This window comes from Campylobacter coli (genome assembly GCF_009730395.1).
GTDB lineage: Bacteria > Campylobacterota > Campylobacteria > Campylobacterales > Campylobacteraceae > Campylobacter_D > Campylobacter_D coli.
This window is the reverse complement of record NZ_CP046317.1, coordinates 1,493,408-1,518,516: the sequence shown is the minus strand read 5'-3', so window position 1 is coordinate 1,518,516 and position 25,109 is coordinate 1,493,408. Positions and strand designations below refer to the sequence as shown.

Sequence of the window (25,109 nt, the reverse complement as noted above, 5' to 3'; positions counted from 1 at the left end):
ATAATTTAATCAAAGTATAAACAAAAAAAATTTTCTTGTCAGTGATAAAAGTCACTAAAAAATAATTAATCTAAAAAAGATACAATAAAAATTAAATTCACAAAGGTAGTCTATCTTGGATAAGGAAAAAATTTTAAAAGAATATTTTAAAAACTATAATCTTGAAAACAAAGACTTTGAAGCTATGGTGGAAAAATCATACTTTAAAGAATTTGACAAAAATACAATTTTAGATGATTGTTTAGGATTTGTGATAGTTTTAAAAGGAGGATTTCGTGCATTTATTTTAGGTCAAAACGCCAAAGAAATCACCGTTTTTAAACTGAAACAAAATGAAGAATGTGTCATTTGTTCTCATTGTATCTTTGAAACTATATCTTACAATCTCACCCTAGAAAGCTTTGAAGATACTCAAATTTTAATTGTTCCTGTAAAAATATATTCTCAACTAAAAGATAAATATCCTTTAATAGCAAACTATACTCTTAATCTTATTGCCAAACGCTTTAATTCTTTGATTAATATTTTAGAGCAAGCTCTTTTCACCCCTCTTCATCATAGGGTTAAAATGTTTCTTAAAGAAAACGCAAAAGAAGGAAAAATCACTTTTACACATGAAGAAATAGCCTTACATTTAGGCAGTACTAGAGAAGTTATTTCACGAATTTTAAAAACAATGCAAAAGGAAGGTTTTATTCAGCAAAATCGTAAAGAGATTACACTTTTGAAAGATTTATGATAAAAATGCCCATATAAATATGGGCAAAATTGCAATATTTTGAAAAGATTTAATCCTAAATCGGTTAAATCTTTAAGAACTTTATAGCTTATTGTCTTTTTCTAATTGATTGATATTAAGCATGATAAATTTATAGCTTACATAAATCACCAAAGGCCAAACCAATAAAAACAAAGCGTGTAGCATTTTTTCTCCTTGATTAATATAAATGTTCGCTGTCTTTCATTTCTTCACGAGTGATTTTTACTCTATCCATTGCATTCCAAACATAAATAATATAAGCTAAAACAAAAGGCACAAGCAAAGATACATAAGCCATTACACTAAGAGTATAATAACTCGAACTCGCATTGCGTATAGTTAAAGAACTTTGCAAATCACTAAGTGAAGGATAAAAAGCGCTTGATCCAAGTCCTATGCTTAAAAATAAAGCAAAAACAGCCAAAACCGATCCAAAACCTAAAGTAAAAATCGTTTTAGAACATCCTTTTGAACCTTGTACCATACCCAAAAGCACAAATACAACTCCAACGATAAATAAAATAGCAAAAAGAATATTATCTAAAAAATTGTATAAATATACATTTTCAGTCATACTCACAATGCCCTTTTCGTCCACTCCAAAACCCTCTTTGATAAAAATCCACGCAAGAAATCCTAAGAAAAAAGGCAAAAATAAAATACTGTTTATACTCAGTTTTCTAACGGCTTTTGCTTTGATATTTTCATCTTTGATATTATTCATAAAATAAGCAGCACCCAAAATTCTAGATAAAAACACCAAAGCAATACCCAAAAGATAATTAAAAGGATTAAACAAAAGTTCCAAACCGCGTAAAGAATTTTGCCAAGAAACAAAATTATGCTCATTTAATACAAAATGCGATCCACTAAAAAAACTGCTTATTGCAACCCCGATTAAAAACACTCCTAAATAACCATTGATTTTAAGAAAAACTTCATAGGTTTTAGAGCCATAAACATTATTTTCTTTTTTACGATACTCATAAGCCACAGCCTGTAAAATAAAACAAAATAAAATACAAAGCCAAGCCCAATAAGCTCCGCCAAAACTTGTACTATAAAAAAGCGGAAAAGCAGCAAAAGCAGCACCGCCAAAAAGCACAAGAGTAGTAAAACCAAGCTCCCATTTACGACCTAGTGAGTTTACAAGCATTGTTTTTTCAAGTTCGTCAGAACTTAATTCATCAATTAAAGTTTGACCCCCTTGAACAAAAAACATAAAAACCAAAAGTCCGCCTAATAAACTTAAAATCACCCACCAATAAATTTGTAACCCCTCAAGTTCTAAACCGAAAAACATTATTTTTCTCCTTTACCCATAAGAGTACTATGTCCAGCATACGCATCAAAACCTTTTTTGATTTGAGTAAGCATGATCTTAATCTCTGCAATCAAAAGTGCAGTAAATAAAACCGCAAAAATCCAGAATGAAATTTGAACATTGACTTTGCCAAGTTCGGTTGCTGCTATATGAACAGGCATTAAATCTTGTATAGCCCAAGGTTGCCTACCTACTTCAGCCACTATCCATCCTGCCTCTGCTGCGATATATCCTAAAGGAATACACAATAAACAAAGCCAAAGAATTTTTCTAAATTTCTCAATATCATTTGCCATAGTAAGATAAAGCGTTGCGATAAAAAGTAAGAAAAATAAGCTTCCAAGAGCTACCATGATATGAAAACTATAAAAAGTTAAAGCCACAGGTGGGATAGCATCTGTTGGTTTTTCTAAATAACCATAACCAAAATCTTTAAAATTTGCCTCTAAAATACTTTTGTGAGTTGCCATGGCTGCTGTATCGTTATTATCTTTAGCTAATTTATAATCTTTTAAAGCCTGTATAGCGATTTTTCCTTTATCGATGCGTTCTTGCATAGGCTCTATGCCTCTATCTTCGTTTCCGTGTATTAAATCCTCAATGCCTGGCACAAAAGAATTAGGATCACGATTTCCTAATATAGATAAAGCATAAGGTATAGTAATATCAAATAAAAACACACTTTCGTTATTATCTATAGTTTTTTTAGGATTTAAAATTCCAAAAGGAACAAGTCCTGCACGGTGCTCACCTTGATAAACCCCTTCCATAGCCGCAAGTTTCATAGGTTGCGTTTGGGTAACACGATAAGCACTCTCATCTCCGCTAAAAAATAAGAAAACCGAACAAACAAGCCCAAAACTAGCACCCACAACTAAACTTTTCTTAGCTTCGATAATATGACGCCCTTTTAATATAAACCAAGCCGAAATTCCCATCACAAATAAAGCAGAAATCACATAACCACTGCCTATGGTATGTAAAAATTTAGAGATCGCTACAGGAGAAAGTGCAACTTCAAAAAAGCTTTGCATTTCATTTCTTGCTGTATCGGGATTAAATTGCATTCCCACAGGGTATTGCATCCAGCCATTTGCAACCAAAATCCAAAATGCTGATAAATTACTGCCTATAGCCACACACCAAGTTGAAATAAGATGGAATTTCTTAGAAACTTTATCCCAGCCAAAAAACATAACAGCAAAAAAAGTAGCCTCTAAGAAAAAAGCCATTATACCTTCAACTGCCAAAGGAGCACCAAAAATATCACCCACAAACCAGCTATAATTTGCCCAGTTGGTTCCAAATTCAAACTCCATAATAATGCCCGTAGCTACGCCGATAGCAAAATTGATAGCAAATAAAGAAAGCCAGAATTTAGTGATTTTTTTCCATCTTTCATTGCCTGTTTTTACATAAATGGTTTCCATAATAGCAATGATAAAAGATAAGCCCAAAGTCAAAGGCACAAATAAAAAATGATAAAGCGCGGTTAATGCAAACTGCGCTCTTGACCAATCCACACTGCTAAGTTCGTTCATTATTTCTCCTTAATAAGATTTTCTATGACAAAATTACTTTTTTCATTATCATTTTTAAAAATAGAATTGAAATTTACGTCAAAAACAAAAAGTTTAAGCACAATAAGCATTATAAAAAGTTTTATAAAAATAATTTTCCATAAAGTTTTTCCAAGGGTAAGGTTTTTAAACCCTTCTTTATAAAAGTTAAAAATTCGCACAAAAAAGAAATAAAAACATTTTAGATACATTAAATTAAACCTTATAAAAATAATGAAAAATTTAAATTGGAAAAAAGCTTGAAATTATAATGAAATTTATGTTATTAAATCCTTAAAACTTGCTTTTATAATTGTCAAAACTTTAGCCAGTTTTGACTATAAATTCTAAAATTTGGTATTTAACTAACAAAAATATTCTAGAAAATGACAAAACAAAAAAGATTTTACTCTCATTATAGTTATATTTTTATATTATATTTATATTTTTATATACTCTATATGTTACCAAATTGCACAAAATGATACATAAGAAGCCTTATGATTTTTCTTAAATTTTAATTTCATTATATATATTTTAAGAATTTGTTAGAATGAAGAGAAACTTTAAATAAAATAAAACAAAGGAGAAGACACATTATGTGGCAACAAATTTATGATCCGTTTAATAGCATTTGGCTCAGTGCCTTATTTGCTTTTTTACCTATTCTTTGCTTTTTAGCTTGTTTGGTATTTTTCAAGTTAAAAGGTTATCAAGCGGGTTTTTTAACCGTGGTTTTGGCAAGCGTTATAGCTTTATTTGTTTATGATATGCCTTGGAATTTAGTAGGTGCTAGTTTTGTACAAGGCTTTACAAATGGTATGTGGCCTATAGCTTGGATTATTATCGCGGCTATTTTTCTTTACAAACTCTCTATCAAATCAGGTTCTTTTGAAATCATTAAAAAAAGCGTGATGAGCATCACTCCTGATCACAGAATTCAAGTGATTTTGATAGGTTTTTGTTTTGGTTCTTTCTTAGAAGGTGCTATAGGTTTTGGTGGTCCAGTAGCTATCACAGCAGCTCTTTTGGTGGGACTTGGTTTGCGTCCTTTACAAGCAGCAGGACTTTGTCTTATAGCCAATACCGCACCTGTTGCTTTTGGTGCTGTGGGGATTCCTATTATCGCTATGGCAAATTTAGTAGGAGTTGAAGCTCATTCTGTTTCTGCTATGGTGGGTAGAATGCTTGTTCCACTTAGTCTTACTATACCTTTTTTTATAGTGTTTTTAATGGATGGTTTAAAAGGGGTAAAAGAAACTTTCCCTGCTATTTTAGTTGCCGCATTAAGCTTTACAGCAACGCAATTTTGGAGCTCAAATCACTTAGGCGCTGAACTTCCTGATATTATTTCAGCTATTGTGTCTTTAGCAGTTACAACTATCTTTTTAAAATTTTGGAAACCAAAAAATATTTTTAGACTAGATGGAGAAACTCATTTTAGCGAAGATAATACCCTAAATTTTGGTGATGTGTTAAAAGCTTGGACACCTTTTATTTTACTTATAGTTTGTATTATCATTTGGACTCAGCCTTGGTTTAAAGCTATCTTTGATAAAGATGGTTTTTTAAGCTATACAAGCATTAGCTTGCAATTTAGCAATCTTACAAGCGGTATTTTAAGTCCTTCTATCACAGGTATAGGCGAAGCTAAACCTCTTTCTTTAGGACTTGGAATCGATCTTATCAATGGTAAAAGTGTAGCTCAAGCAGGAACTGCGATTTTACTTGCAGCTTTTTTAACCATAGCTATTTTAAGAATAAAAGCTGAAGATGCTGCTGAATGTTTTTGGGCAACCCTAAAAGAAATGGCTATCCCTTGTCTTACTATAGGTTTGGTTGTAGCCTTTGCTTTTATCTCTAAAAATAGTGGTATGAGTACTACTTTAGGACTTGCTTTTGCTCATACAGGAGATGCTTTTGCATTCTTTTCGCCTATTATAGGTTGGATTGGAGTTTTCCTAACAGGATCAGATACAAGTGCTAACTTACTTTTTGGAACCTTGCAGCAAGTAAGTGCGCAAAAACTAGGCGTTAGTGAAGCTTTATTCTTAGCAGCAAACTCTGTAGGTGGAGTAGTAGGAAAAATGATCAGCCCTCAAAGTATAGCTATTGCTTGCGCAGCCGTTGGACTTGTAGGCAAAGAATCTGATCTTTTCAAATTCACACTCAAATATTCTATAGCTTTTATCATTTTAATAGGAATTTGGACTTGCATTATCGCATTCTTTTTACAAGGAATCATTCCAGAGGTAGTAGCCAAATAAAAACAAACTTGCAAGATTTATTCTTGCAAGTTTAAGCAAGTTTTAAATGAAAAAATTTTGAAAATATTTTTATCATTGATTTAATTTTGATTTTATTTTTCTAAAGTTAGAATAATTGTTTATATTAAATCTCTTAAAATGAAGGAGAAGAAATGAAAAAGGTGTATTTTTACGCCACATGCTTAGGAACTGCTGCCATGCAAGAAAGCGTTCTTAATGGTATTAAACTTTTACGCCGAGAAGGAGTGGAAGTTATTTTTAAAAAAAACCAAACCTGTTGTGCTCAACCCTCTTTTAATTCAGGATATTTTAATGAAAGTCGCGAAATAGCCTTATACAATGTAGATTTATTTGACAAAGATTATCCTATCGTTGTACCTAGTGGATCTTGTGCGGGTATGATGAGTCATGATTATAAAGAGCTTTTTAAGGATAGACCTGAATTTTCTAGAGTAAAAGATTTTAGCTCGCGTGTTATAGAACTTTCACAATATCTTGATGAAGTTTTAAATGTAAATTATGAAGATAAAGGAGAACCTATTAAAGTGACTTGGCATTCTAATTGCCATGCTTTAAGAGTTCAAAAAAGTATACAAGCAAGTAAAAATCTCATTAGAAAACTTAAAAATGTTGAACTTGTAGAATTACAATATGAAGAAGAATGTTGCGGTTTTGGGGGAACTTTTTCTGTAAAAGAACCTGAAATTTCAAATGCTATGGTAAGAAATAAGATTAAAGATATACAAAATACCGGAGTAAAATACCTCATCAGTGGAGATGGTGGCTGTCTTTTAAATATAGATGGAACTATGCGCAGAATGGGTTTAGATGTTAAAGGCATACACTTGTATGAATTTTTATTTAAGCGTTTGGAAGGAGAGAGATTATGAGTCAAAAAATTCCACACGAAGAAATTGTTCATATTAAATTAAACGACATTCAAATGCGTGAAAATTTGATGACTGCTATGCATACTTTGCAAAAAAATAGACTTGGGGTCATTGATGCAAGATTTAGGGATTGGCAAGGATTAAGAGCCAAAGCAAAACAAGCTAAAAACAATGCCTTAATGAGCCTAAAAGATAGGCTTTTAGAATTTGAAAAAAACGCTACAAAAAATGGCATACAAGTGCATTGGGCAAGTAGCGATAAGGATGCTTGTGAAATAGTCTATGAAATCATGCGTGAAAAAAATATCACCAAGCTTTTAAAAGGCAAGTCAATGGCGAGTGAGGAGATAGGATTAAATCATTATTTAGAAAAAAAAGGTTTAAAAGCCATAGAAACCGATCTTGGAGAGCTTATTTTACAACTCAATGAAGAACCGCCTTTGCATATAGTTGTCCCTGCTATTCATAGAAATCGCCACGAAATAGGTCAAATTTTTAAAGATAAACTTGGTGCAAAATTAGAAAATGACGAACCTGAAAGCTTAAATGCCATAGCAAGAGATCATTTAAGAAAAGACTTTGAAGGCTTAAAATTAGGACTTAGTGGTGTAAATTTTGCCATGTCAAGAGAGGGGGCTTTTTGGCTTATAGAAAATGAGGGAAATGGTAGAATGTGTACCACAGCACCCGATATTCACATCGCACTTTGTGGTGTAGAAAAAGTTATGGAAAGCTTTGAAGATGCAGCAACTATGGTTTCTTTACTTACTCCTTCAGCCACAGGACAATTTATACCTACTTATAACAACATTATCACAGGCCCACGAAAAAATGGGGATTTAGATGGCCCAAAAGAAGTGCATGTGATTTTATTTGATCACAATAGAACCAAAATGCTAGCTCATAAAGATTATTATGAGGCTTTGCGTTGTATTCGATGTGGGGCTTGTATGAATTTTTGCCCTGTTTATGATCAAATCGGCGGACACGCATACCAAACCACCTATCCAGGACCTATTGGTGAAGTAATCAGTCCAAATATTTTTGGTATAGATCACACAGGTGATATTTTAAATTTCTGTTCGCTTTGTGGACGCTGTTCAGAAGTTTGTCCGGTGCAAATTCCTTTAGCTGATCTGATTAGAAAACTAAGATGCGATAAGATAGGACAAGGAGAAAATCCACCTATGGGTGCAAAAAATATCCATCATAATGCAATGGAAGCCTTTGCATTTAAGCAATTCAAAAAAGCAGCAACAAAAGGTGAAAGATGGCGTTTTGCACTTTCAAAAGCGCATTATTTTAATTGGTTTGTGCAAAACTTATCAGGAGCTTTACCAGTGATTAAAAAATGGTATGCTTTTAAAGAATTACCTCAAATCAAAAAAGATCTATATAAAGAAATTCAGGCTATAGAAGGAGTAATTTATGAGTAAAATCAATGAAATTTCTAACAAAAGCAAAGAAAAAATTTTATCAGCACTCAATGAAGCTTATGAAGCAAAAGATTTTACTTATCAAGCCAGTATAGATCCTGTAGAGCATATTCAAACAAAAGAAGATGCCTTAGCTGAAATGAAGCAAAAAATGAGTGATAATAAATACATTGTTGAAAACGCTACTAAAGAAACTTTGGAAGAAAAAATCAATGAAATTATCACAAAATATAATTACAAAAAAATGATATATGGCACTGATTTAGGCTTAGATTTAAACAAAATTCAAGCCGAAGAAAAAATTTGCTTTGATAAGGAAATTGAAAATTTACGATATGAAGTTTTTCATAGCGATTTTTCTATAGTTCATGCAAGAGCTGGAGTAAGCTCTCATGGCGTTGCTTTGATACCTTCAAGCAAGGGACAACCTAGAATGCTAAGTCTTGCACCTAAGCTTTGTATAGTGTTATTAAAAAAAGAAGACATAGTAAAAAGCCTTAGCGAAGCTTTAAATTTGGTAAAAAAAGAAAATGAAATTTTACCTACAAATATTTTATTTATCGCAGGTCCTTCAAGAACAGCAGATATAGAATTAATCACTGTTTTTGGCGTTCATGGGCCTCAAATTGCTCATATTGTTATTTATTAAAAAGTTTTAGCTCTAGTGTTATTTACTAGAGCTAAAACCAGCTTAAGTTAAATAAATATTATACGAGATATATTAAAAATTTCATATTTTAAATATAGTTAAATGGGAATATTTATATCCTATTTAACTATATATCATTTTTAATATTGATTTAATATAAAATACGATAACATACCTCAATATCAAAACATACAAATAATTGAGATTTATTTGGAGAAAACTTTGGATAAATTAATTCCTGCTTGGGATGAAAAATACAGCATAAATGATGAGAAAATAGACGCGCAACACCAAAAACTTTTTGAATTAGCTGCTAAAATTGAAAATGCTGTTTATAAATTCGTTCAACGCGATGAGCTTAAAGAAATTCTTACCGAACTCTTTAATTATATGAAAGATCACTTCAGTAATGAAGAGGATTATATGCAAGAGATTTCTTATCCTTATTTAAATGAACATAAAATAATGCACAAAAACATTATCCACGATATGTCGCATCTTATCCAAAATATAAAGACTACCAATGATTTAAAAGAAAAACTTTATACTATAATGTCAGATTGGCTATTAGAACATATTTTACATCATGATGTTATGATAGGAAATTGGCTTTCAGAGCAATTATTAGCCAAACAAGAAGAAGAGCTAGAAAAACTTCAACAAGAGGATCTTCAACAAGAAAAACAATATGAAAACAATCCAAATCCAAGCCCTCCTCAAATCAAAAAAGAATACGATTTTATCTATTCTTGCCCTTGTAGAACAAATCACTTTCTTTCCTATATAGAGCATCTTGATATTATTTGTCATAAAAAACAACTAAGATGTAAAAAATGTCAAAAAAATCTATTTTATGTAAGAAGTGAAATCAAAACTGAAAAAAGGAATAATGATGTTTCCAAAGTGGGATGATAATTATAGCGTTCATAATGCCAAGATTGATGAGCAACACAAAAAACTTTTTGAATTAGCAGGTAAGGTTGAATTTATGTTTGATCGACCCGTGTATAAAGATGATATCAAAGCTCTATTGGCTGATTTTTTTAACTATATGAAAGATCATTTTAATGATGAAGAAAAATATATGAAGCTTATAGGATATCCTGGCTTAGAAGAGCATAAAAAGATACATAAAGAAATCATCCAATCCATGATAGACCTCATTAAAAACATAAAATCAACCAATGATTTAAAAGAAAAACTTTACACGGTTTCTAAAAAATGGCTCTTAGAACATATACTTTATGAAGATATGAAAGTAGAACAATACAGACGCTCTTCTTTATCCTCTGAAGATGATAGTGAAGTAAGTTTTGAAGAAGTAAAAGAAGAAAAAGATGATGAAACAGCTTTATATTTTTATACTTGCGAGTGTGTTGGACAAATTCACGATGTGCCTTTTGGAATTCATCAAAAAATACAATTAAAAGGTGCTAAATTTAAGTGTAAAAAATGCAAGATGGCCATACAATTTTATAAAAAACATTCCGAATCTTTTGAATAATAACTATTCTATAGTAGAATGAAATAAAAAATAATTGATTCTACTATGGACAAAAAAATAAAATATTATATCTCAAATAAAACAAAGTATTCTTATCCTATTTTAACCAAGGATGTTCAATGCTCTAATTGCAAAAATTTTTACTCGATAGAATTTGCTTCAAATTTGAAAAAAATAGAAAAAGAATGCCCATCTTGCAAAACAAAAATGGACATTAAGCTTAAAGATTAGTTTTTTGCCTTGCTTACAATATTGATGATATTTTGAGCAACTTCATCAGCAAGTTCTAAGTGCGAAGTAAAGCCTACGCAAGAGCAATTTATCTCACCTAAAACATATTTATCGTTGCCTTTTTCATCATTATCTAAAATAAAATCAGCTGTCCAAATAAGCGGTAAATCATAATTACCCAATTTTGCACGCACCTTAGGAAGTTCTCCTAAAAACATATCTACCAAATTTTGCCAATCCTCGGGTTTATCATAGCGGTATTGCGCCCCACTAAAAAGCGTTGCAGAAAAAGCATCGGCATCTTCAGCTGGTTTTTTATGCACTACATTTACAGGAGTGTTATAAAGCATTAAAAGTCTTATCTCTCCTTCTTTAATGCGTGGTAAAAAAGTCATATCTACAAGCATACCATTATCACCTATGATATATTGCTCACAAAAATCCATAAATTCACCCAGTTCTCTATGCTCTACATGATTGTCTTTTGCTTCGGTACATTTGATTTTAGTATCTAAAGGCAAAATATCTCCTTTTACTTCGCCCTCTACACTCACACGCCAAATTCCCTCTCCTGTAGAGCCACGATTTTGTTTTAAAACCCTTTCGCCTTTAGCCAAACTTTTTGGAAAATTTTCTTTAAAAGTCTTGATATCATAGTATGCATAAGTATCACTTGGCACAAGATCTGTATCTGCAAGTTTTGTTAAAGCGTCTTTGGCTCCATAACCTATCATCGCATCAGGATGAGGCATACCCACAAGACCTTCTTGGCAAAGTTTTCTTAGCATATCAAAATACTCATTTTCTTCTTTAAGATTGCCAGGATTAATACGCGAAACATAACCATCAAAATTTTCTTTTACATAGTTATAAATTTCATTCTTTTTGCCTACTTCAAAAAAAATCACCTCGGCATTCCAACCCTTAGCTTTTAAAGCATTTACCATAGGCATAGTATCTTTTCTATAGCCATCTTCACCCTTATCGCTACCGCCTCTAACCTCAAAAAAGACTATATTTTTTTTCATTGCACTGCTCCTTTTAAGTTAAAATATAAACAATTATTTCATAAAAATGTTATAAAAGTTAAACGAATAAGAGGCTTTTTCTCCTATAAGATATAAAAAATTTAGAATTATTTTAATTCTAAAAAATTCGCATTCAATCTAAGCACAGTATCACTTATCACTTTACCTAAAAAATTGGAACTTTGACTCTCTAAACGATTTAAAAATCTATCGATTCTACCCTCTTCTTTCCAAACAGGATTTAAAACTTTAGCAAGTTCTTGAAGTTCTTTTTTTGCATTTTCATAATTGCTTAATTCATCAATAAGTCCTAAATCTTTTGCATTTTGTGCTAAAAACACCCTTGCATTTGCCCAATCTTTTCTTTTATCTAATTCCAAATCGCGTTCTTTGGCTACAAATTCTGAAAAAAGATCATAACTTTCATCAATCAAATTTTGCAAAAATTCTCTCTCTTCTTCACTCCAAGCCCTTGTAAAAGTTCCTGCACTCTTAAATTCCCCTGCTTGTATGGTTTGTTCTTTAATCCCTATTTTCTTAGCCAACTCACTCAAATCAGCACCCTGCATAATCACACCTATAGATCCTATAAAACTAGCAGGATTTGCCAAAATTTTATTTGCTCCTACTCCAGCCAAGTAACTCCCACTCGCCATAGTCCCACTTGCATAAGCTATAACAGGTTTTTTAGTCTTTAAATCCTTAATAGCCAAAGCTAGCTCCATACTTGGAGCAAAAGCACCCCCAGGAGAATCTATCACAAAAAGCACGCCTTTAATATTATCATTATTTTTAGCACTGATAATTTTTTCCAAAAGTTCTGAGCTATCTAATATCTCGCCTTTTAAGTCAATGCGTTCTAAATTTGCATATGATGAGCTTGAATTTGAGCTTGGTACCAAAAGCCAAATCACGATCAACAATAAAACAAAAGTTTTAAAATAAGTATTGATAAATTTTATCACGCTACCCAAACCCTTAAAAAATGATTTTAAAATTTGCATTCTTTTCCTTTTATAAATAATTTTTGCACTTCTTTAGCATTTAAAATAAATTGCAATGGCGCTTGCTCCTTGTTGCATTCTCCTAATTCAAATACACTAAAATCAGCCATTTTTCCTTGCTTGATTTCACCTAAATTTAAATTTAAAGCTTTAGCTGGATAAAGCGTTGCCATTTGTAAAAGCTTAGGAGCTAATTTTAACAAATCAAAATCTGTATGCACAAGCAAATTAGCACGCATTTCATCTAAAATCGATAAAGAAATATTAGAACTTAAACCATCTGTACCCAAATGGATATTTAAGCCGCTTTTTAAAGCCTTTTTTAAATCAAATGTTTTTTGACTTAAAAGACGATTTGAAAAAGCACAATGGGTAATAGAATGTAAATTTTTATCAAGCAAATCCATTTCTTTTAAATACACACAATGGGTAAAAAGCGTCCTAACACCTTTAAATAATTGAATAAATTCACTAGCTTTATAAAGAGGCTTAGGATCTGGCGTAAAGTTTTTAAACCATTCTTTAAACCCTCCTTTTGCCTCTTTAAGCCAAGCATTTTCAGCCTTACTTTCTAAAAAATGCGTACTGATTAATAACTTTTGCTTTTTAGCAAGATTGATTGCAAATTTTGCAAGCTCTGGATGAGTTGAATAAGCAGAATGCACAGAAATAGCAGGTATAAAAAACTCATCTTTAAATTTTAAAGATTTTTCAAATCTTGTTAAAAACTCTTGTTTTTTATCTTGAATTTGGGCTTCATTTATGCCTAAAATTTCATTAAAAAATACAACACGCATTCCATTTTGACTTGCTCTAACACAAGGATTTAAATCGCTGCCAAAGCTTGAAATTTCACCTATAGTACCTATACCGCTTTTTTGCATTTTTTGAATGTTTTTTAATATAAGCTCTTCTTTAGCTTGCTCATTTAACATAGAACGAGAGTTAATCACGCTTTTAAGCCAAATTAAAAATTCTCCAAAATGCAAAGTGGTCGAATTTGCGCTAAATTCTAAATGGGTGTGCGGATTGATAAAAGCAGGCAAAATGACGCAATTAGGGCTTGTTTTTATAAGCTTAGCCTCTGGGTATCGTTTTTTTAATTCTTCTAATTCGCCTAATTCTAAAATTTCATTCTCAAAAACAAAGGCTTTGTTTTCTAAAATACTAAATTGCTCGTCACATAAAAAGATATATTTTGCACTGATTATATACATTCTTTTTTCCTTGAATAAAATCACATTGTAGCGAAAATTTATTTTAAAATGTTATAATAAAAGGTTAAAAATAAAAATTTTAAGGCAAAATTATGAAAGTAATGGTCATCCAAGGCCCAAATATCAATATGCTAGGCGTAAGGGAAGTTAGAATTTATGGTGCAATGAAAATGGAAGACATTCATACTCAAATGAAGATGGCAGCTTCTCAAAACAATGTTGAATTAGATTTTTTTCAAAGCAATTTTGAAGGCGAAATTGTAGATAAAATTCAAGAATGTCTTGGTACAGTAGATGGTATAATCATCAATGCTGCAGGCTATACTCATACTTCAGTAGCCATTCGTGATGCGATTTCTGCAGTGGCTTTACCTACGATAGAAGTACACATCAGTAATGTTTATCGCAGAGAAGAATTTCGTCAAAAAAGCCTTATAGCTCCTGTATGTTCTGGATCTATAGTAGGATTTGGTCCTTTTGGTTATCATTTAGCTTTAATGGGCATTATTCAAATTTGCGAGCAAGTAAAAAATTTGCATGCTGCGCAAGCACAGCAAATGCAAGCTAGGGCTCAAAATTAAAAATGCTAAAAATAAAAGGAGCAAGACGACTTGAAACAAGCCGTTTTTTTCCTTATTTTAGCCAAAACAAAAAAGAATTTAAATACCTTGCTCTAGTAGGTCTAGGAAGCAATATAGAGCCAGAAAAAAAAAGGTTTAACAAGCTTTTTCGTGTAATGATGGAGGATAGAAGGTTTAAAATTTTAGCCACATCTCCATTTTTGATCAATGAAGCTTTTGGTTTTAAAGCTCAAAAAGATTTTACGAATGCAGCAATGCTTATACAAACAAACCTACACGCAAGAGCTTTTTTGAAAGTTTTACTTTTTTATGAGCTTAAATTTAAAAGAAAAAGAACTTTCAAAAACGCTCCTAGAACACTTGATTTAGATCTTTTATATTTTTCACAAAAAGTCAAGCGTGATGAGGGGTGTATGGTGCCTCATATAGGGGCTAATCAAAGAATAAGTGTAATTTTGCCCTTGGGCTTAACAAAAGGATTGTAAATGGGACAACTTATCCATACCTTTACTGTAGAAGATACAGAGCAAATTATCCCGAAAGTAAAAGAGGATTATGGCGACAAAGCTTTAATTATTACCAATAAACAAATTCGTCCCAAAACACTTAACCGCGCTGCTCTTTATGAAGTAATGGTTGCTATAGAAGAGAGTGATTATGAAGAGCATTTGAAAAAAATGGGAAAATCCTTGCCTCCTAAAAAAACTATCGCTAAAACTTTAGAAAAACAAAATCTTGAAGAAAAAGTCAATGCTTCAATACCACAAAATAACGAAGATGAAGATGTGATTCTTGATTTTTCAAATACTAGGGCAAATTTAGCAAAAACCAAAACTAGCGACACTAATTACCAAGACTTTCCACAAAGTAAAATCAATCCTAATCCCACCATGGGTTTTAACGATTTTAAAGAACGCTTAAGTGAAGTAAGCAATGAAATTTCAAAAGTAACCAATACCCCTTTGGTAGATAATTATGCACCCAATCCAAACTATAATAAAAAAATAGAGAATTTTGAAAAACAAATCAATAAGCTTAATGATAAAATCGATTTACTCGCAGACATGATGTGGGATGAAAAAGCAGAAGCTCGCAACAATCTTATCATTCCTCCTGAATTTGCAACCATTTATAAAAAAGCCAAAGAAAGCGGTATGCTTGAAAAGCATTTAGAAGCTATCATGAAAGCCACTATAGAAAATATGCCTGCGGCCATGAAAACAAACAAAGACGCTGTGCAACGATATTTTTATTCTCTTTTGAGAAATATTTTACCTTGCAGGGTAGAAAGTGAAATCAAAAAACAAAAAATTATGATGCTTGTAGGCCCGACAGGGGTTGGAAAAACCACAACTTTAGCAAAGCTAGCTTTTCGTTATGCTTATGGAGATAAGCGCTATAAAACAGGTATAATCACTTTAGATACTTATAGAATCGGTGCTGTAGAACAACTTTTCCAATATGCAAAAATGATGAAACTTCCCATCATCGATAGTATAGAACCAAAAGATTTGGACGAGGCGATTAAAAGTCTTAATAACTGCGAAGTAATTTTAGTCGATACTATAGGAAATTCGCAATACGATCAAAACAAACTTGCCAAAACAAAAGAATTTCTTATGCATTCAAATGCTGAAATTGATGTTAGTCTAGTCGTTTCTGCTAATACCAAGCATGAAGACCTGATGGAAATTTACAAAAATTTTTCATTTTTAAATATCGACACCCTTATCATCACCAAATTTGATGAAACTAAGGTTTTTGGAAATATTTTCTCTTTAATTTATGAAACTAATATCCCACTAAGCTTTTTCTCTACAGGACAAGAAGTGCCTGATGATATAGAAGTAGCCAATAGCGATTTTTTAGTTCGCTGTATCTTAGAAGGTTTTAACAAAGGAAAAGATAATGAATAATCAAGCCAATAAACTCCGTAGCCTTATGAATCAAAATGGAGGAAAAAAATCACAAAACACTCATTTTATAGCGATTACAAGTGGAAAAGGTGGAGTAGGTAAAAGCACCATTAGCGCAAATTTGGCAAATGTACTTGCTAATAATGGATATAAAGTAGGACTTTTTGATGCAGATATTGGCTTAGCAAATCTTGATGTTATTTTAAATGTTCGCATTCAAAAAAATCTTTTACATGTTTTGCGCGGAGAATGCTCTTTAGAAGATATTTTGATCGAAGTAAAGCCAAATTTATGGCTCATCCCTGGTGAAAGCGGTGATGAAATTTTAAAATACAACGATAAAAACATTTATGAAAGATTTTTAAATCAAGCAAGTATTTTAGATGAGCTTGATTTTCTTATCATCGACACAGGTGCAGGAATAGGAGGAAATATACTGAATTTCTTAGAAATGTCAGATGAAGTTGTAGTAGTAACCGTTCCTGATCCTGCTGCGATTACCGATGCATATGCAACCATTAAAACCACCTCTAAGACAAAAGAAAATTTACTGATGCTATTTAATGTTGTCAAAAATGAAAATGAGGCTTTAAAAGTTTTTGAAAATATTAAAAAAGTTGCTGATGCAAATATAAAAAATCGTTTAAATTTAGAATTTTTAGGACACTTGAGCGCTTCAAAAGATGTAAGTGGTAGCATTAAAAAACGCACCTTGTTTACAGATGAAAATTCTGCTTCAAGTGACGAGCTTAAAGCCCTAGCTTCCAAGCTTTTATATAGGTTGGAACGGAAAGTGCTTGATAATGTCACAAGTCGAAGTTTTTCAAATTTCTTTAGGAAAATCATCGAACGATTCTAAGCAATAAAGAGAAGATATTATGAGACCTGAAAATTATGTAGCATTTTTTACCGTTTGCGGATTTTTTATAGGATTGGCTTTTAGTATTATTAGTATAGAAGAAGCTTTTGATATTTTAATTTCTACTTGTTTTATTACTTTTATGTTTTATGTTTTTATACACATTGCTATTATGAATTTTATCGATATTAAAAAAATCAGTGGGCGAATTTTCAATAAACATGATTATGAAAAGACTAGCAATAATATTATAAATGACTTAGTCATTCGTGAAAAGAAAATGGATATAATCTTAGAAAAGCTTAACGAAGAAAGAGAAGAGCTTAAGAAAAACGAATCAAAAGAAAGACGCAAAAATGCAAAAAGAGCCGCCTAAAGCCTATGCTCAAATGATAAAAGATGAACAAGATCAGCTAGTTTTATCCTATATGCCTGCACTTCGTGCAATGGCTTTTAGACTAAAAGAACGCTTGCCTTCTAGCATTGATGTAAATGATCTAATTAGCATTGGCGTTGAAGAAATGATCAAGCTTTCACGCCGCTACGATAAAGAGCAAAATGATAGTTTTTGGGGATTTGCTAGAAAGCGTGTTAATGGCGCTATGCTTGATTTTTTACGCTCTTTGGATGTAATGAGTCGCAATAACCGTAAAATCATTAAAGATATTGATATTTTAATCGACGAATATTTTAGAGAACATGAAGAAGAGCCTGATGATGAATATCTAGCTAAAAAGCTTGATTTGGATGTAGAAAAGATTAAAGAAGTGCGCACCGCACATGCTATTAGCTATACTTTACCCATTGATGATCAATTAGAGCTTTATAATGAAGATGATACTTTAGAAAAATTAGAAAAAGAACAACTTTTAGAAAAAATTCACGAAGTATTAGAAGATCTTAAAGAACGCGATCAACTCATCATACAGCTTTATTATTATGAAGAACTCAGTCTTAAGGAGATTAGTGAAATTTTAGAGATTAGCGAGAGTAGAATTTCACAAATTCATAAAAAACTTTTAAAAAAACTTAGAGAAAGGCTAGTGTAATGGCAGAAATACTCTCCCAAGAAGAAATTGACGCTCTACTTGAAGTTGTCGATGATAATACCAATACGCCTACAGCCTCTGAAAAAGATGGAAAAGATGAAAGAAATATAGTTGTATATGACTTTAAGCGTCCAAATAGGGTATCTAAAGAGCAGCTTAGGACAATTAAAGGTATACACGATAAACTAGCAAGAAATTTAGCTTCTCAAATTTCGTCCATGATGAGAAGTATTGTTGAAACCAAACTTCACTCGGTGGATCAAATGACTTATGGTGAGTTTTTGATGTCGCTACCAAGCCCTACAAGCTTTAACGTTTTCTCTATCAAGCCTCTTGATGGAAACTGCGTTTTAGAGATTAACCCAAGCATTGCTTTTCCTATGATAGATAGACTTTTAGGAGGTCAAGGCGATAGCTATGAGGCTTCGCGAGAGCTTACTGATATAGAGCTTAATTTGCTTGATTCTATTTTGCGTATCATCATGCAAAGACTTAAAGAAAGCTGGGCTACAGTAACTGAAATTTATCCTAGTATAGAAGCTAAAGAATCAAGCCCCAATGTTGTACAAATCGTATCGCAAAACGAAATCGTTATCATGGTGGTGATGGAAATCATCATAGGAAATTCAAGCGGTATGGTAAATATCTGCTATCCTGTTGTCCATTTAGAAAGTATCTTGAGTCGTTTAGCAAACCGTGATATTATGATGGGTGAAACCTCAGCCAAAAAATCACGCAACAAAGAACTTAAAACTTTAATCGGTCGTGCCGAAGTGGTATATGAGGCAATTTTAGGAAAAACCTTAATTAATGTTCATGAATTTTTAGAACTTAAACAAGGCGATATTTTAAGGCTTGATAGAGAAGCAGACGATAAAGCTATAGTAAGTATCGATAAAAAAGATGTTTTCTTAGCACAAATTGGATTGCATCGTTTTAGAAAATCTATTAAAATTTTAGAACTTATACGCACAGATAAAGATGAAATCAAAGAAATTTTGGAAAAATACGAAGAAGAGCGTAAAGCTAAAGCCAGTGTTTATGATGAGCCTGAAGAGGAGGAAGAAGAAATATGATCAATGAATTTTTAAAATTATTTACAAACGAATGCACAAGCACCATAGAAGGACTTACAGGAAAAAGTGCAGAATTTAGCGAATATAAAGAATTTGATGTTTCATCACAAGATACACTCAAACCGCCTCTTGTTTATGCGGTTTTTAACATCAAAGAAGGTGGCAAAATAGGTATATTAGCAGGTGCTGTACTTATGAGTGCTATTGGTGAATGGATGATGGGCGAAGAAGAAATTTCTAAAAACGATCAACTAGGCCCTGATGAAATGGACGCTGCTAAAGAAGCAATTCAAAACATCATTTCGGCTTTTTCTACCACTTTAGGTGCACAAAAAGACATACCAAAAATGGATTTTGAAATCAGCTCTTGCGAATTTGTAGCAGAAAATGTTGATTTTAAAGATTTTACAAAACTTTATTTCTTTGATGTCAAAATAGAAGACTTAGAAGAGCAAATTTCTTTAATTGTAGATCAAACTCTTCATAATATTTTAAGCGGCAAAGCTGCAGATGATGGCCATGCACACTCTAGCTCAAATTCAGAAAATAAAGGTTTTGAGATAAGTGAAGAACTTAAAAATATCAATCTCATCATGGATGTGCGTTTGCCTGTTCGTGTGCGTATAGGCAATAAAAAAATGCTTTTAAAAGATGTTTTAACTATGGATATAGGCTCAGTTGTGGAGCTTAATCAACTTGCAAACGATCCGCTTGAAATTTTAATTGGGGATAAAAGAATTGCTTATGGCGAGGTAGTAATTGTCGATGGTAACTTCGGCGTTCAAATTACAGAAATTGGTTCTAAAAAAGAAAGATTAGAACAACTAAGATAAAAAGTTTTAGCCTGCAAATTAAGAATAATAAATATAAATAAATTAAAACTAAAACAAACTAAAAGGGCTGAAATCAAAATGTAAAGATTTTGGAGTGTTTAACTTAAAAGGTTTTAGCTCTTTTTTAAGAGCAACAATTAAAGCATAACCGCCTTTATTATATCTATCCCAAATACTAAAAAATTGATTTTTGGAACTTATATATTCTCCATGACTTGGATCAAGCACTTGTAAATAATTACCTTTATGATTAATAATTACCACAAAATGTGGAAAGCGTGGATCATCTTCAATTTTTACAAGCATTGGAATATTTACAAGTTTATCCAAGTTTTCTCCATTGATTTGATATGAATTGCTTTGAAAGCCCAGTTTTTTAACTGCATCGTTTAAATCTGCAAAGCTTACCATATCCGTATAAAGTTCTTGTCCGCTCATAATCTTTAAAAGTTCAAGTTCATCAAACTTTTTATCATCAAGTATATTGAGTAAAGTTGCTAAAGATGAAGCACCACAAGATTGCTCATAAGTTTGTCTTATTACTCTTTCGTTTTTAATTTCTTGATAAGACTTAACTACCCATTCGGCTTTTGTACTCAAAGCAAGAATGGGTAAAAAATAATAAAATTTTTAGAATTTTTTCCATAAGCTTATCCCAAATATGCTATCAGGAGAAGCAGAGCTTCCTCCAAAACTAGCATTAACAGAAACTGCGGTATCTGAATTAATGCTATAAGTAGAACCTAAACTCAAAGTTGGAATAGAACGCACTTCAGAATTTTGATAGCCATTGATTTTTTGTTTCATTTGAAATCTTTGTTCTGCTCCTAAATCTAAAGTAATTTTAGGACTTAGAATAATAGATAAATCCCCACCCACATAAATACTATTTCCATACTCTATTTTAAGGGTTTTAAATTTTCTTGATTGGTTATAACCAAAGCCGGTATAAATGCTATATACAACAGGATCGCTATATCCCCTTAAACTAGCTTGTAAGCTTTGTGATTTTAGATAAAAGTTTTTGGTTTGATTGATTGCTTTTTCTCTTTGAACGACTGCAGTTTGAAAGGTAATTTGTGGAATTAAATCTGCAATGCTATCGCCTGTATAAATAAAACCTAGCCATAGATTATCAAATCCTATGCGATCTTTATGGGAATATGCATTTGTAAAAAAGTTTGTATATTCCTGCCTTGCATAACTTCCGCCCCCTGAAATAAGTATGTCAAGCTTAGGTGTTAGGGTATAAATGAAAGTTTGAGTTAAAAACACCTGCTTTGTATCATTCCAAATTGTAGGATCTCCGCCTATTGTTATATTAGGATAAAGAGAATACGAGTTTGCATTTCCTGTGCTAAGCAAAGAAAAGCTTGTAATGCTTCTTAAGCCTATTTGCTTTTTAAATAAACTGTCTATATTTAGCTCATCACTAGCAAAAACACAATTAACTAAAACCATAAATGTTAAGAAAATTTTTTTCATTGTCAATCCTTACATTTTAAATAATCAGCTCAAGTTAATTTTAAAATTTAATCCTTGATATTGAAAAGTTTATTATTCTAAATAAAGTATTTTAAAATCTTTAAATATTTTTACTTGCTTAATATAATTTAAGATAAAATGAAAATTTATTACAAAAGCAAACAAACCGAGAATAAAATTTTAAGTATTTAAAGAAAATTCACTTAACTTTCAAAGCAAGATTAAACTTTTGCTAGAATAAGTCGATAGTAGTTTTAAAGAACTTACAAAAAGAATTTATGAAAGGATTTTCAATAAAAAAGATTTTTGCTTTATTAGCTTTAACTTCTTTACTGACTAGTTCTGTTTTTGCTGAGGATTTTTTAGCTAAAGTTAGCAATGGTGTTTTAAGTGATAATTCTCAAGGGGTTAAAGCTCTTAATTTAGATGAGATGAAACAAGTTAAGGGTGGGTATGTTTTTGGGGATTATAAAATTTTTAAAGACAGACGCAATTTAACCTCAGAAGTTTATGCTATTGTAGATTTTACGCAATATGAACTCGAAAATCTTAACAAAGGTTTGTGCGGTGCAGGAGAAGATAAATGTCAAAATCCTAGTAGAGACAGATTATTTGCTTGGTTGCAAGTCAGTGCGAATTCCCCTGCTGATTATCGTCCTGTATATAAGGTAAAAAGACAAATTAAATATTCAAATTTAGGACAGCCTTATGTTTTATTTACTTATGGGGTTGCTGTTTATAATGTAAATAATGGACAAATCTATCAGTATAATTCCTCTCCTATGTTAAATAACAATAGAATTATAAGAGAAATCACACATCAATATAAGTATGCAATAGAAGATACCATGGGTGGTTGGAATCCAAGGTTATTTTAGTATTTTAAAAAAGGATTTTTATGATAAGTCTTAATTCTCACTATCCTAATATCAATTATCCAAATAATGCTTTAAGCATTAAAAAAGATGAAAATAATGAATATACTTATACTAAAAAAGATGAGCCAAAAAGTGAAGAAGATGCTTATTGGGAAGATTTTGTGCAAAAATATTTTGGAGAAATGCTTAGTGAAGAATATGCGAACAAATACGGCTATAATGGAGACCCAGATGTTAAAGAAGTTGAAAATTCCTTGCTTGAGCGAATGCGAAAAGATAAATTAACTGAAGAGGAATGGGAAATTCTTAACGGAGCGTATGACATTGATAATATTGAATTTATTCCAAGAGATAAGATTGCCAGAATACGCGAAGCCAATCTTCTAAAAACTCTTACAAGTGCGAGTGAATTCGCAAGAATATGGGTTGCTGAAAAAGATGAAAGAAAAAAACGATTTATTGACGCACTTGATGTTAAACCACTTACTCAAGAAGAGATAGATAGGTTTTTAAATAAACAACAAAGCTCAAATTCTACCCAAGAAAGCAACGAAAATGGTCAAAACCCAGATGAAAAACCCTTCAAAGCCATTCAAGGCGAAAGCAAAAACAAAGAAACTTATAAAGATAATAATATAAGCAGCGAATTCTTAAAAAAGCTTTTAGAAAATAGTTTTAATAAGGCTAAAGAATTAGAACTTCTTTTTGGTATGAAATTTAGTGATGATGATGCAGGAGAATTTAATAAAATCCTTTCTTTAAATTCTACACCAAAAAGTATAGATATTAAAGCTTAAGGATTTAAAAGTCTTTTAAATTCCTAATCTTAATAAAATAAACCTATTAAAACTTATATAATAAAGAACTTATTATAAATTTTTAGCTAGAATGGAATTTATTTTAACTAAAGGTTGAAAAATGAATGAAAAAATAAGCCAAGATTTAGAAAAATTTGCTAACATACCAAACCTAAAAAATGCCGTAACTTTTTTTGGTTCTGCAAGATTAAAAGAAGATAGTTTTTATTATCAAGAAGCCAAAAAATTAGCTAGTTTATGTGTAGAAAATGGCTTTTGTGTCGTTAGCGGCGGAGGTGGAGGCATTATGCGTGCAGCTAATGCAGGCGCTGCTAAATGTAAAAACGATGCAAATTTTATAAAATCGGTAGGTTTTAATATACTTTTGCCTTTTGAGCAAAAATTAAACGATTTTGTAGAATATAACATAACTTTTGAGAGCTTAGCCATACGCAAAATGGCTCTTATTGAAAAGAGTCTAGCTTTTGTGATTTTCCCAGGCGGCTTTGGAACACTTGATGAATTGTGTGAAGTGCTTACACTAAAACAACTTGGATTTAAAAGCAATGTTCCTATTATCTTGCTTGGGAGTGAATTTTGGCAAGGCTTTGATGAGTTCGTCAGAAATTCTTTGCTAAAACTTGAAGTCATTTCCAAAGGAGACGAGTTAAAGTATGAAATCACTGACGATTTAGATTATATAATCAATACTTTAAAGGAACTCTAATGAAAATTCTAGTCGCTATGAGCGGTGGGGTCGATAGCACAGTCACTGCTTATAAACTTAAAAATTTAGGTCATGAAGTTATAGGTTGTTATATGAAACTTCATGGCAAACCAAATTATCACGAAGAAAATATCAAAAAAGTAGAAAAAGTTGCAAACTTTTTGCAAATTCCTTATCATATTTTAGACTTACAAGAAGATTTTAAAAACAAAGTTTACATGCCTTTTGTGGATACTTATAAAGAGGGTAAAACACCAAATCCTTGCGCTTTATGCAACCGTTTTATCAAACTTGGAAAACTTTTAGAATTTGCTAAAAGTTTAGGTTGTGAAAAACTTGCCACAGGGCATTATGCAAGACTTGAAAACAACTTAATAAAAACCGCAGTAGATGAAAGCAAGGATCAAAGCTATTTTTTGGCTAGTGCAGATAAAGAAGCTTTAAAATATCTTATTTTTCCGCTAGGCGAAATGAAAAAAGAAGATGTGAAAAAATTTGCTTCTACCATAGAAGTTTTAAAATCATTTGCAACCCAAAAAGAAAGTTCTGAAATTTGCTTTGTTGAAGATACTTATGTGCAAGTTTTAGATCAATTTATGGATACTAAAATTCCAGGAGAAGTGCTAGATAGTAGCGGTAAGGTTATAGGAAAACACGAAGGCTATATGCACTATACCATAGGCAAAAGACGCGGTTTTGAAGTACGCGGGGCTCACAAACCGCATTTTGTTTTAAAGATCAATCCTAAACAAAATCAAATCATCGTTGGCACCAAAGAAGAATTAAAAATCAATGAATTTAAACTCAAAAATATCAATCTTTTCATCGATGCAAAAGAGCTTGATTGCGAAGTAAAAATCCGCTATAGATCAAAATCCACCCCGTGTAAAGTCATTATAAGTGATGATAAAAGCGCAAGCATTTCTTTAAAAGAGAGTGTTTATGGTTTAGCAAGTGGGCAAATGGCAGTATTTTACGATGGTGATAAAGTCATTGCAAGCGGGTTTATAGAATAAGACTTATCAAAGCTTTAAAAGCT

27 protein-coding genes and 1 pseudogene are annotated in these 25,109 nt (G+C 31.7%); 20 read left to right on the top strand and 8 right to left on the bottom strand.

Annotated elements, in window-relative coordinates; genetic code table 11:
- The first annotated feature begins 115 nt into the window (after positions 1-115).
- Positions 116-739: a Crp/Fnr family transcriptional regulator gene (locus FOC43_RS07720; protein WP_002778783.1), complete on the top strand. Its 624-nt coding sequence runs from the start codon at positions 116-118 to the stop codon at positions 737-739.
- Positions 740-938: 199 nt separating this feature from the next.
- On the opposite strand, the gene cydB is transcribed toward FOC43_RS07720, so the two are convergent.
- The 3 genes from cydB to FOC43_RS07705 are packed head-to-tail and all read right to left on the bottom strand — an operon-like array spanning position 939 to position 3,855.
- Positions 939-2,063, bottom strand: a complete 1,125-nt coding sequence (cydB, locus tag FOC43_RS07715; protein WP_002778781.1) for a cytochrome d ubiquinol oxidase subunit II — start codon at positions 2,061-2,063, stop codon at positions 939-941.
- Positions 2,063-3,625 (bottom strand): cytochrome ubiquinol oxidase subunit I, encoded by a 1,563-nt coding sequence (locus FOC43_RS07710; RefSeq protein ID WP_002778780.1) that lies wholly within the window; start codon positions 3,623-3,625, stop codon positions 2,063-2,065. The genes cydB and FOC43_RS07710 overlap by 1 nt, the downstream gene beginning before the upstream one ends.
- Positions 3,625-3,855: a DUF4492 domain-containing protein gene (locus FOC43_RS07705; protein ID WP_002778778.1), complete on the bottom strand. Its 231-nt coding sequence runs from the start codon at positions 3,853-3,855 to the stop codon at positions 3,625-3,627. Before FOC43_RS07705 ends, FOC43_RS07710 begins: the two co-directional genes overlap by 1 nt.
- Positions 3,856-4,242: 387 nt before the next feature.
- Here FOC43_RS07705 and FOC43_RS07700 point away from each other — a divergent pair, with 387 nt between their 5' ends.
- From FOC43_RS07700 to FOC43_RS07670, 7 genes are all read left to right on the top strand, one after another.
- The gene (locus tag FOC43_RS07700; protein ID WP_002781351.1) at positions 4,243-5,910 is read left to right on the top strand and encodes an L-lactate permease; all 1,668 of its coding nucleotides are present in this window, start codon (positions 4,243-4,245) and stop codon (positions 5,908-5,910) included.
- A gap of 152 nt (positions 5,911-6,062) precedes the next feature.
- Positions 6,063-6,800 (top strand): (Fe-S)-binding protein, encoded by a 738-nt coding sequence (locus FOC43_RS07695; protein ID WP_002778775.1) that lies wholly within the window; start codon positions 6,063-6,065, stop codon positions 6,798-6,800.
- Positions 6,797-8,236, top strand: coding sequence for a LutB/LldF family L-lactate oxidation iron-sulfur protein (locus FOC43_RS07690; protein ID WP_002778772.1), 1,440 nt, complete (start codon positions 6,797-6,799; stop codon positions 8,234-8,236). Before FOC43_RS07695 ends, FOC43_RS07690 begins: the two co-directional genes overlap by 4 nt.
- Complete coding sequence (locus FOC43_RS07685) at positions 8,229-8,885, top strand: LutC/YkgG family protein (RefSeq protein ID WP_002778771.1); 657 nt, start codon at positions 8,229-8,231, stop codon at positions 8,883-8,885. Before FOC43_RS07690 ends, FOC43_RS07685 begins: the two co-directional genes overlap by 8 nt.
- A 222-nt stretch (positions 8,886-9,107) precedes the next feature.
- Entirely contained in the window at positions 9,108-9,797 is a 690-nt protein-coding gene (locus tag FOC43_RS07680; protein ID WP_002778769.1) for a hemerythrin family protein, read from the top strand.
- On the top strand, positions 9,778-10,389 hold the full coding sequence (locus tag FOC43_RS07675) for a bacteriohemerythrin (protein WP_002778768.1): 612 nt from the start codon (positions 9,778-9,780) through the stop codon (positions 10,387-10,389). Before FOC43_RS07680 ends, FOC43_RS07675 begins: the two co-directional genes overlap by 20 nt.
- 45 nt (positions 10,390-10,434) lie before the next feature.
- The gene (locus FOC43_RS07670; protein ID WP_002778767.1) at positions 10,435-10,620 is read left to right on the top strand and encodes a hypothetical protein; all 186 of its coding nucleotides are present in this window, start codon (positions 10,435-10,437) and stop codon (positions 10,618-10,620) included.
- On the opposite strand, the gene FOC43_RS07665 is transcribed toward FOC43_RS07670, so the two are convergent.
- From FOC43_RS07665 to mqnF, 3 genes are all read right to left on the bottom strand, one after another.
- Complete coding sequence (locus FOC43_RS07665; RefSeq protein WP_002778766.1) at positions 10,617-11,648, bottom strand: Cj0069 family protein; 1,032 nt, start codon at positions 11,646-11,648, stop codon at positions 10,617-10,619. The genes FOC43_RS07670 and FOC43_RS07665 overlap by 4 nt on opposite strands.
- 107 nt (positions 11,649-11,755) lie before the next feature.
- Positions 11,756-12,652 carry a signal peptide peptidase SppA gene (gene sppA / locus FOC43_RS07660; protein WP_002778765.1) on the bottom strand — a complete coding sequence of 299 codons (897 nt, stop codon included), beginning with the start codon at positions 12,650-12,652 and terminating at the stop codon, positions 11,756-11,758.
- On the bottom strand, positions 12,640-13,869 hold the full coding sequence (gene mqnF / locus FOC43_RS07655; RefSeq protein WP_002778764.1) for an aminofutalosine deaminase family hydrolase: 1,230 nt from the start codon (positions 13,867-13,869) through the stop codon (positions 12,640-12,642). Before mqnF ends, sppA begins: the two co-directional genes overlap by 13 nt.
- A gap of 92 nt (positions 13,870-13,961) precedes the next feature.
- On the opposite strand from mqnF, the gene aroQ reads away from it, so the two are divergent.
- Genes aroQ through fliY form a run of 8 tightly spaced genes read left to right on the top strand, consistent with a single transcriptional unit; the run spans position 13,962 to position 20,183 of the window.
- Entirely contained in the window at positions 13,962-14,450 is a 489-nt protein-coding gene (gene aroQ / locus FOC43_RS07650; protein WP_002778762.1) for a type II 3-dehydroquinate dehydratase, read from the top strand.
- A gap of 2 nt (positions 14,451-14,452) precedes the next feature.
- The gene (folK, locus tag FOC43_RS07645) at positions 14,453-14,935 is read left to right on the top strand and encodes a 2-amino-4-hydroxy-6-hydroxymethyldihydropteridine diphosphokinase (protein WP_002778760.1); all 483 of its coding nucleotides are present in this window, start codon (positions 14,453-14,455) and stop codon (positions 14,933-14,935) included.
- Positions 14,936-16,366 carry a flagellar biosynthesis protein FlhF gene (gene flhF / locus FOC43_RS07640; RefSeq protein WP_002778758.1) on the top strand — a complete coding sequence of 477 codons (1,431 nt, stop codon included), beginning with the start codon at positions 14,936-14,938 and terminating at the stop codon, positions 16,364-16,366.
- A complete protein-coding gene (gene flhG / locus FOC43_RS07635) occupies positions 16,359-17,225 on the top strand; it encodes a flagella biosynthesis ATPase FlhG (RefSeq protein WP_002778756.1) in 867 nt (288 codons plus the stop codon). Before flhF ends, flhG begins: the two co-directional genes overlap by 8 nt.
- Positions 17,226-17,244: 19 nt before the next feature.
- On the top strand, positions 17,245-17,601 hold the full coding sequence (locus FOC43_RS07630) for a hypothetical protein (protein WP_002778754.1): 357 nt from the start codon (positions 17,245-17,247) through the stop codon (positions 17,599-17,601).
- Complete coding sequence (locus FOC43_RS07625; protein WP_002778752.1) at positions 17,582-18,274, top strand: RNA polymerase sigma factor FliA; 693 nt, start codon at positions 17,582-17,584, stop codon at positions 18,272-18,274. The genes FOC43_RS07630 and FOC43_RS07625 overlap by 20 nt, the downstream gene beginning before the upstream one ends.
- Positions 18,274-19,350: a flagellar motor switch protein FliM gene (gene fliM, locus FOC43_RS07620; RefSeq protein ID WP_002778751.1), complete on the top strand. Its 1,077-nt coding sequence runs from the start codon at positions 18,274-18,276 to the stop codon at positions 19,348-19,350. Before FOC43_RS07625 ends, fliM begins: the two co-directional genes overlap by 1 nt.
- Positions 19,347-20,183, top strand: a complete 837-nt coding sequence (fliY, locus tag FOC43_RS07615) for a flagellar motor switch protein FliY (RefSeq protein WP_002778750.1) — start codon at positions 19,347-19,349, stop codon at positions 20,181-20,183. Before fliM ends, fliY begins: the two co-directional genes overlap by 4 nt.
- A 48-nt stretch (positions 20,184-20,231) precedes the next feature.
- On the opposite strand, the pseudogene FOC43_RS07610 reads toward fliY, so the two are convergent.
- Positions 20,232-20,829: pseudogene (locus tag FOC43_RS07610) on the bottom strand (C39 family peptidase).
- Positions 20,814-21,668: a hypothetical protein gene (locus tag FOC43_RS07605; RefSeq protein ID WP_002832132.1), complete on the bottom strand. Its 855-nt coding sequence runs from the start codon at positions 21,666-21,668 to the stop codon at positions 20,814-20,816. Before FOC43_RS07605 ends, FOC43_RS07610 begins: the two are co-directional and overlap by 16 nt.
- Positions 21,669-21,946: 278 nt before the next feature.
- Between FOC43_RS07605 and FOC43_RS07600 the strand changes: the two genes are divergently transcribed.
- The 4 genes from FOC43_RS07600 to mnmA all read left to right on the top strand — a co-directional run bounded on the left by FOC43_RS07600 (position 21,947) and on the right by mnmA (position 25,086).
- Complete coding sequence (locus FOC43_RS07600; RefSeq protein WP_004284556.1) at positions 21,947-22,546, top strand: hypothetical protein; 600 nt, start codon at positions 21,947-21,949, stop codon at positions 22,544-22,546.
- A gap of 20 nt (positions 22,547-22,566) precedes the next feature.
- A complete protein-coding gene (locus FOC43_RS07595; RefSeq protein WP_004284557.1) occupies positions 22,567-23,343 on the top strand; it encodes a hypothetical protein in 777 nt (258 codons plus the stop codon).
- A 121-nt stretch (positions 23,344-23,464) separates the two neighbouring features.
- Positions 23,465-24,070: an LOG family protein gene (locus tag FOC43_RS07590; protein ID WP_002786440.1), complete on the top strand. Its 606-nt coding sequence runs from the start codon at positions 23,465-23,467 to the stop codon at positions 24,068-24,070.
- Positions 24,070-25,086, top strand: coding sequence for a tRNA 2-thiouridine(34) synthase MnmA (mnmA, locus tag FOC43_RS07585; protein ID WP_004284558.1), 1,017 nt, complete (start codon positions 24,070-24,072; stop codon positions 25,084-25,086). Before FOC43_RS07590 ends, mnmA begins: the two co-directional genes overlap by 1 nt.
- Positions 25,087-25,109: the final 23 nt, after the last annotated feature.

Excerpts from the sequence above, each read along its gene's own strand:
- FOC43_RS07675 (WP_002778768.1), top strand. The coding sequence starts at position 9,778 with ATGTTTCCAAAGTGGGATGATAATTATAGCGTTCATAATGCCAAGATT.
- flhG (WP_002778756.1), top strand. The coding sequence starts at position 16,359 with ATGAATAATCAAGCCAATAAACTCCGTAGCCTTATGAATCAAAATGGA.
- FOC43_RS07600 (WP_004284556.1), top strand. The coding sequence starts at position 21,947 with ATGAAAGGATTTTCAATAAAAAAGATTTTTGCTTTATTAGCTTTAACT.
- FOC43_RS07630 (WP_002778754.1), top strand. The coding sequence starts at position 17,245 with ATGAGACCTGAAAATTATGTAGCATTTTTTACCGTTTGCGGATTTTTT.
- FOC43_RS07605 (WP_002832132.1), bottom strand. The coding sequence starts at position 21,668 with ATGAAAAAAATTTTCTTAACATTTATGGTTTTAGTTAATTGTGTTTTT.
- FOC43_RS07595 (WP_004284557.1), top strand. The coding sequence starts at position 22,567 with ATGATAAGTCTTAATTCTCACTATCCTAATATCAATTATCCAAATAAT.
- FOC43_RS07695 (WP_002778775.1), top strand. The coding sequence starts at position 6,063 with ATGAAAAAGGTGTATTTTTACGCCACATGCTTAGGAACTGCTGCCATG.
- mnmA (WP_004284558.1), top strand. The coding sequence starts at position 24,070 with ATGAAAATTCTAGTCGCTATGAGCGGTGGGGTCGATAGCACAGTCACT.
- FOC43_RS07690 (WP_002778772.1), top strand. The coding sequence starts at position 6,797 with ATGAGTCAAAAAATTCCACACGAAGAAATTGTTCATATTAAATTAAAC.
- sppA (WP_002778765.1), bottom strand. The coding sequence starts at position 12,652 with ATGCAAATTTTAAAATCATTTTTTAAGGGTTTGGGTAGCGTGATAAAA.
- fliM (WP_002778751.1), top strand. The coding sequence starts at position 18,274 with ATGGCAGAAATACTCTCCCAAGAAGAAATTGACGCTCTACTTGAAGTT.
- FOC43_RS07670 (WP_002778767.1), top strand. The coding sequence starts at position 10,435 with ATGGACAAAAAAATAAAATATTATATCTCAAATAAAACAAAGTATTCT.
- folK (WP_002778760.1), top strand. The coding sequence starts at position 14,453 with ATGCTAAAAATAAAAGGAGCAAGACGACTTGAAACAAGCCGTTTTTTT.
- FOC43_RS07700 (WP_002781351.1), top strand. The coding sequence starts at position 4,243 with ATGTGGCAACAAATTTATGATCCGTTTAATAGCATTTGGCTCAGTGCC.
- fliY (WP_002778750.1), top strand. The coding sequence starts at position 19,347 with ATGATCAATGAATTTTTAAAATTATTTACAAACGAATGCACAAGCACC.
- cydB (WP_002778781.1), bottom strand. The coding sequence starts at position 2,063 with ATGTTTTTCGGTTTAGAACTTGAGGGGTTACAAATTTATTGGTGGGTG.
- FOC43_RS07625 (WP_002778752.1), top strand. The coding sequence starts at position 17,582 with ATGCAAAAAGAGCCGCCTAAAGCCTATGCTCAAATGATAAAAGATGAA.
- FOC43_RS07685 (WP_002778771.1), top strand. The coding sequence starts at position 8,229 with ATGAGTAAAATCAATGAAATTTCTAACAAAAGCAAAGAAAAAATTTTA.
- mqnF (WP_002778764.1), bottom strand. The coding sequence starts at position 13,869 with ATGTATATAATCAGTGCAAAATATATCTTTTTATGTGACGAGCAATTT.
- FOC43_RS07710 (WP_002778780.1), bottom strand. The coding sequence starts at position 3,625 with ATGAACGAACTTAGCAGTGTGGATTGGTCAAGAGCGCAGTTTGCATTA.
- aroQ (WP_002778762.1), top strand. The coding sequence starts at position 13,962 with ATGAAAGTAATGGTCATCCAAGGCCCAAATATCAATATGCTAGGCGTA.
- FOC43_RS07665 (WP_002778766.1), bottom strand. The coding sequence starts at position 11,648 with ATGAAAAAAAATATAGTCTTTTTTGAGGTTAGAGGCGGTAGCGATAAG.
- flhF (WP_002778758.1), top strand. The coding sequence starts at position 14,936 with ATGGGACAACTTATCCATACCTTTACTGTAGAAGATACAGAGCAAATT.
- FOC43_RS07705 (WP_002778778.1), bottom strand. The coding sequence starts at position 3,855 with ATGTATCTAAAATGTTTTTATTTCTTTTTTGTGCGAATTTTTAACTTT.
- FOC43_RS07590 (WP_002786440.1), top strand. The coding sequence starts at position 23,465 with ATGAATGAAAAAATAAGCCAAGATTTAGAAAAATTTGCTAACATACCA.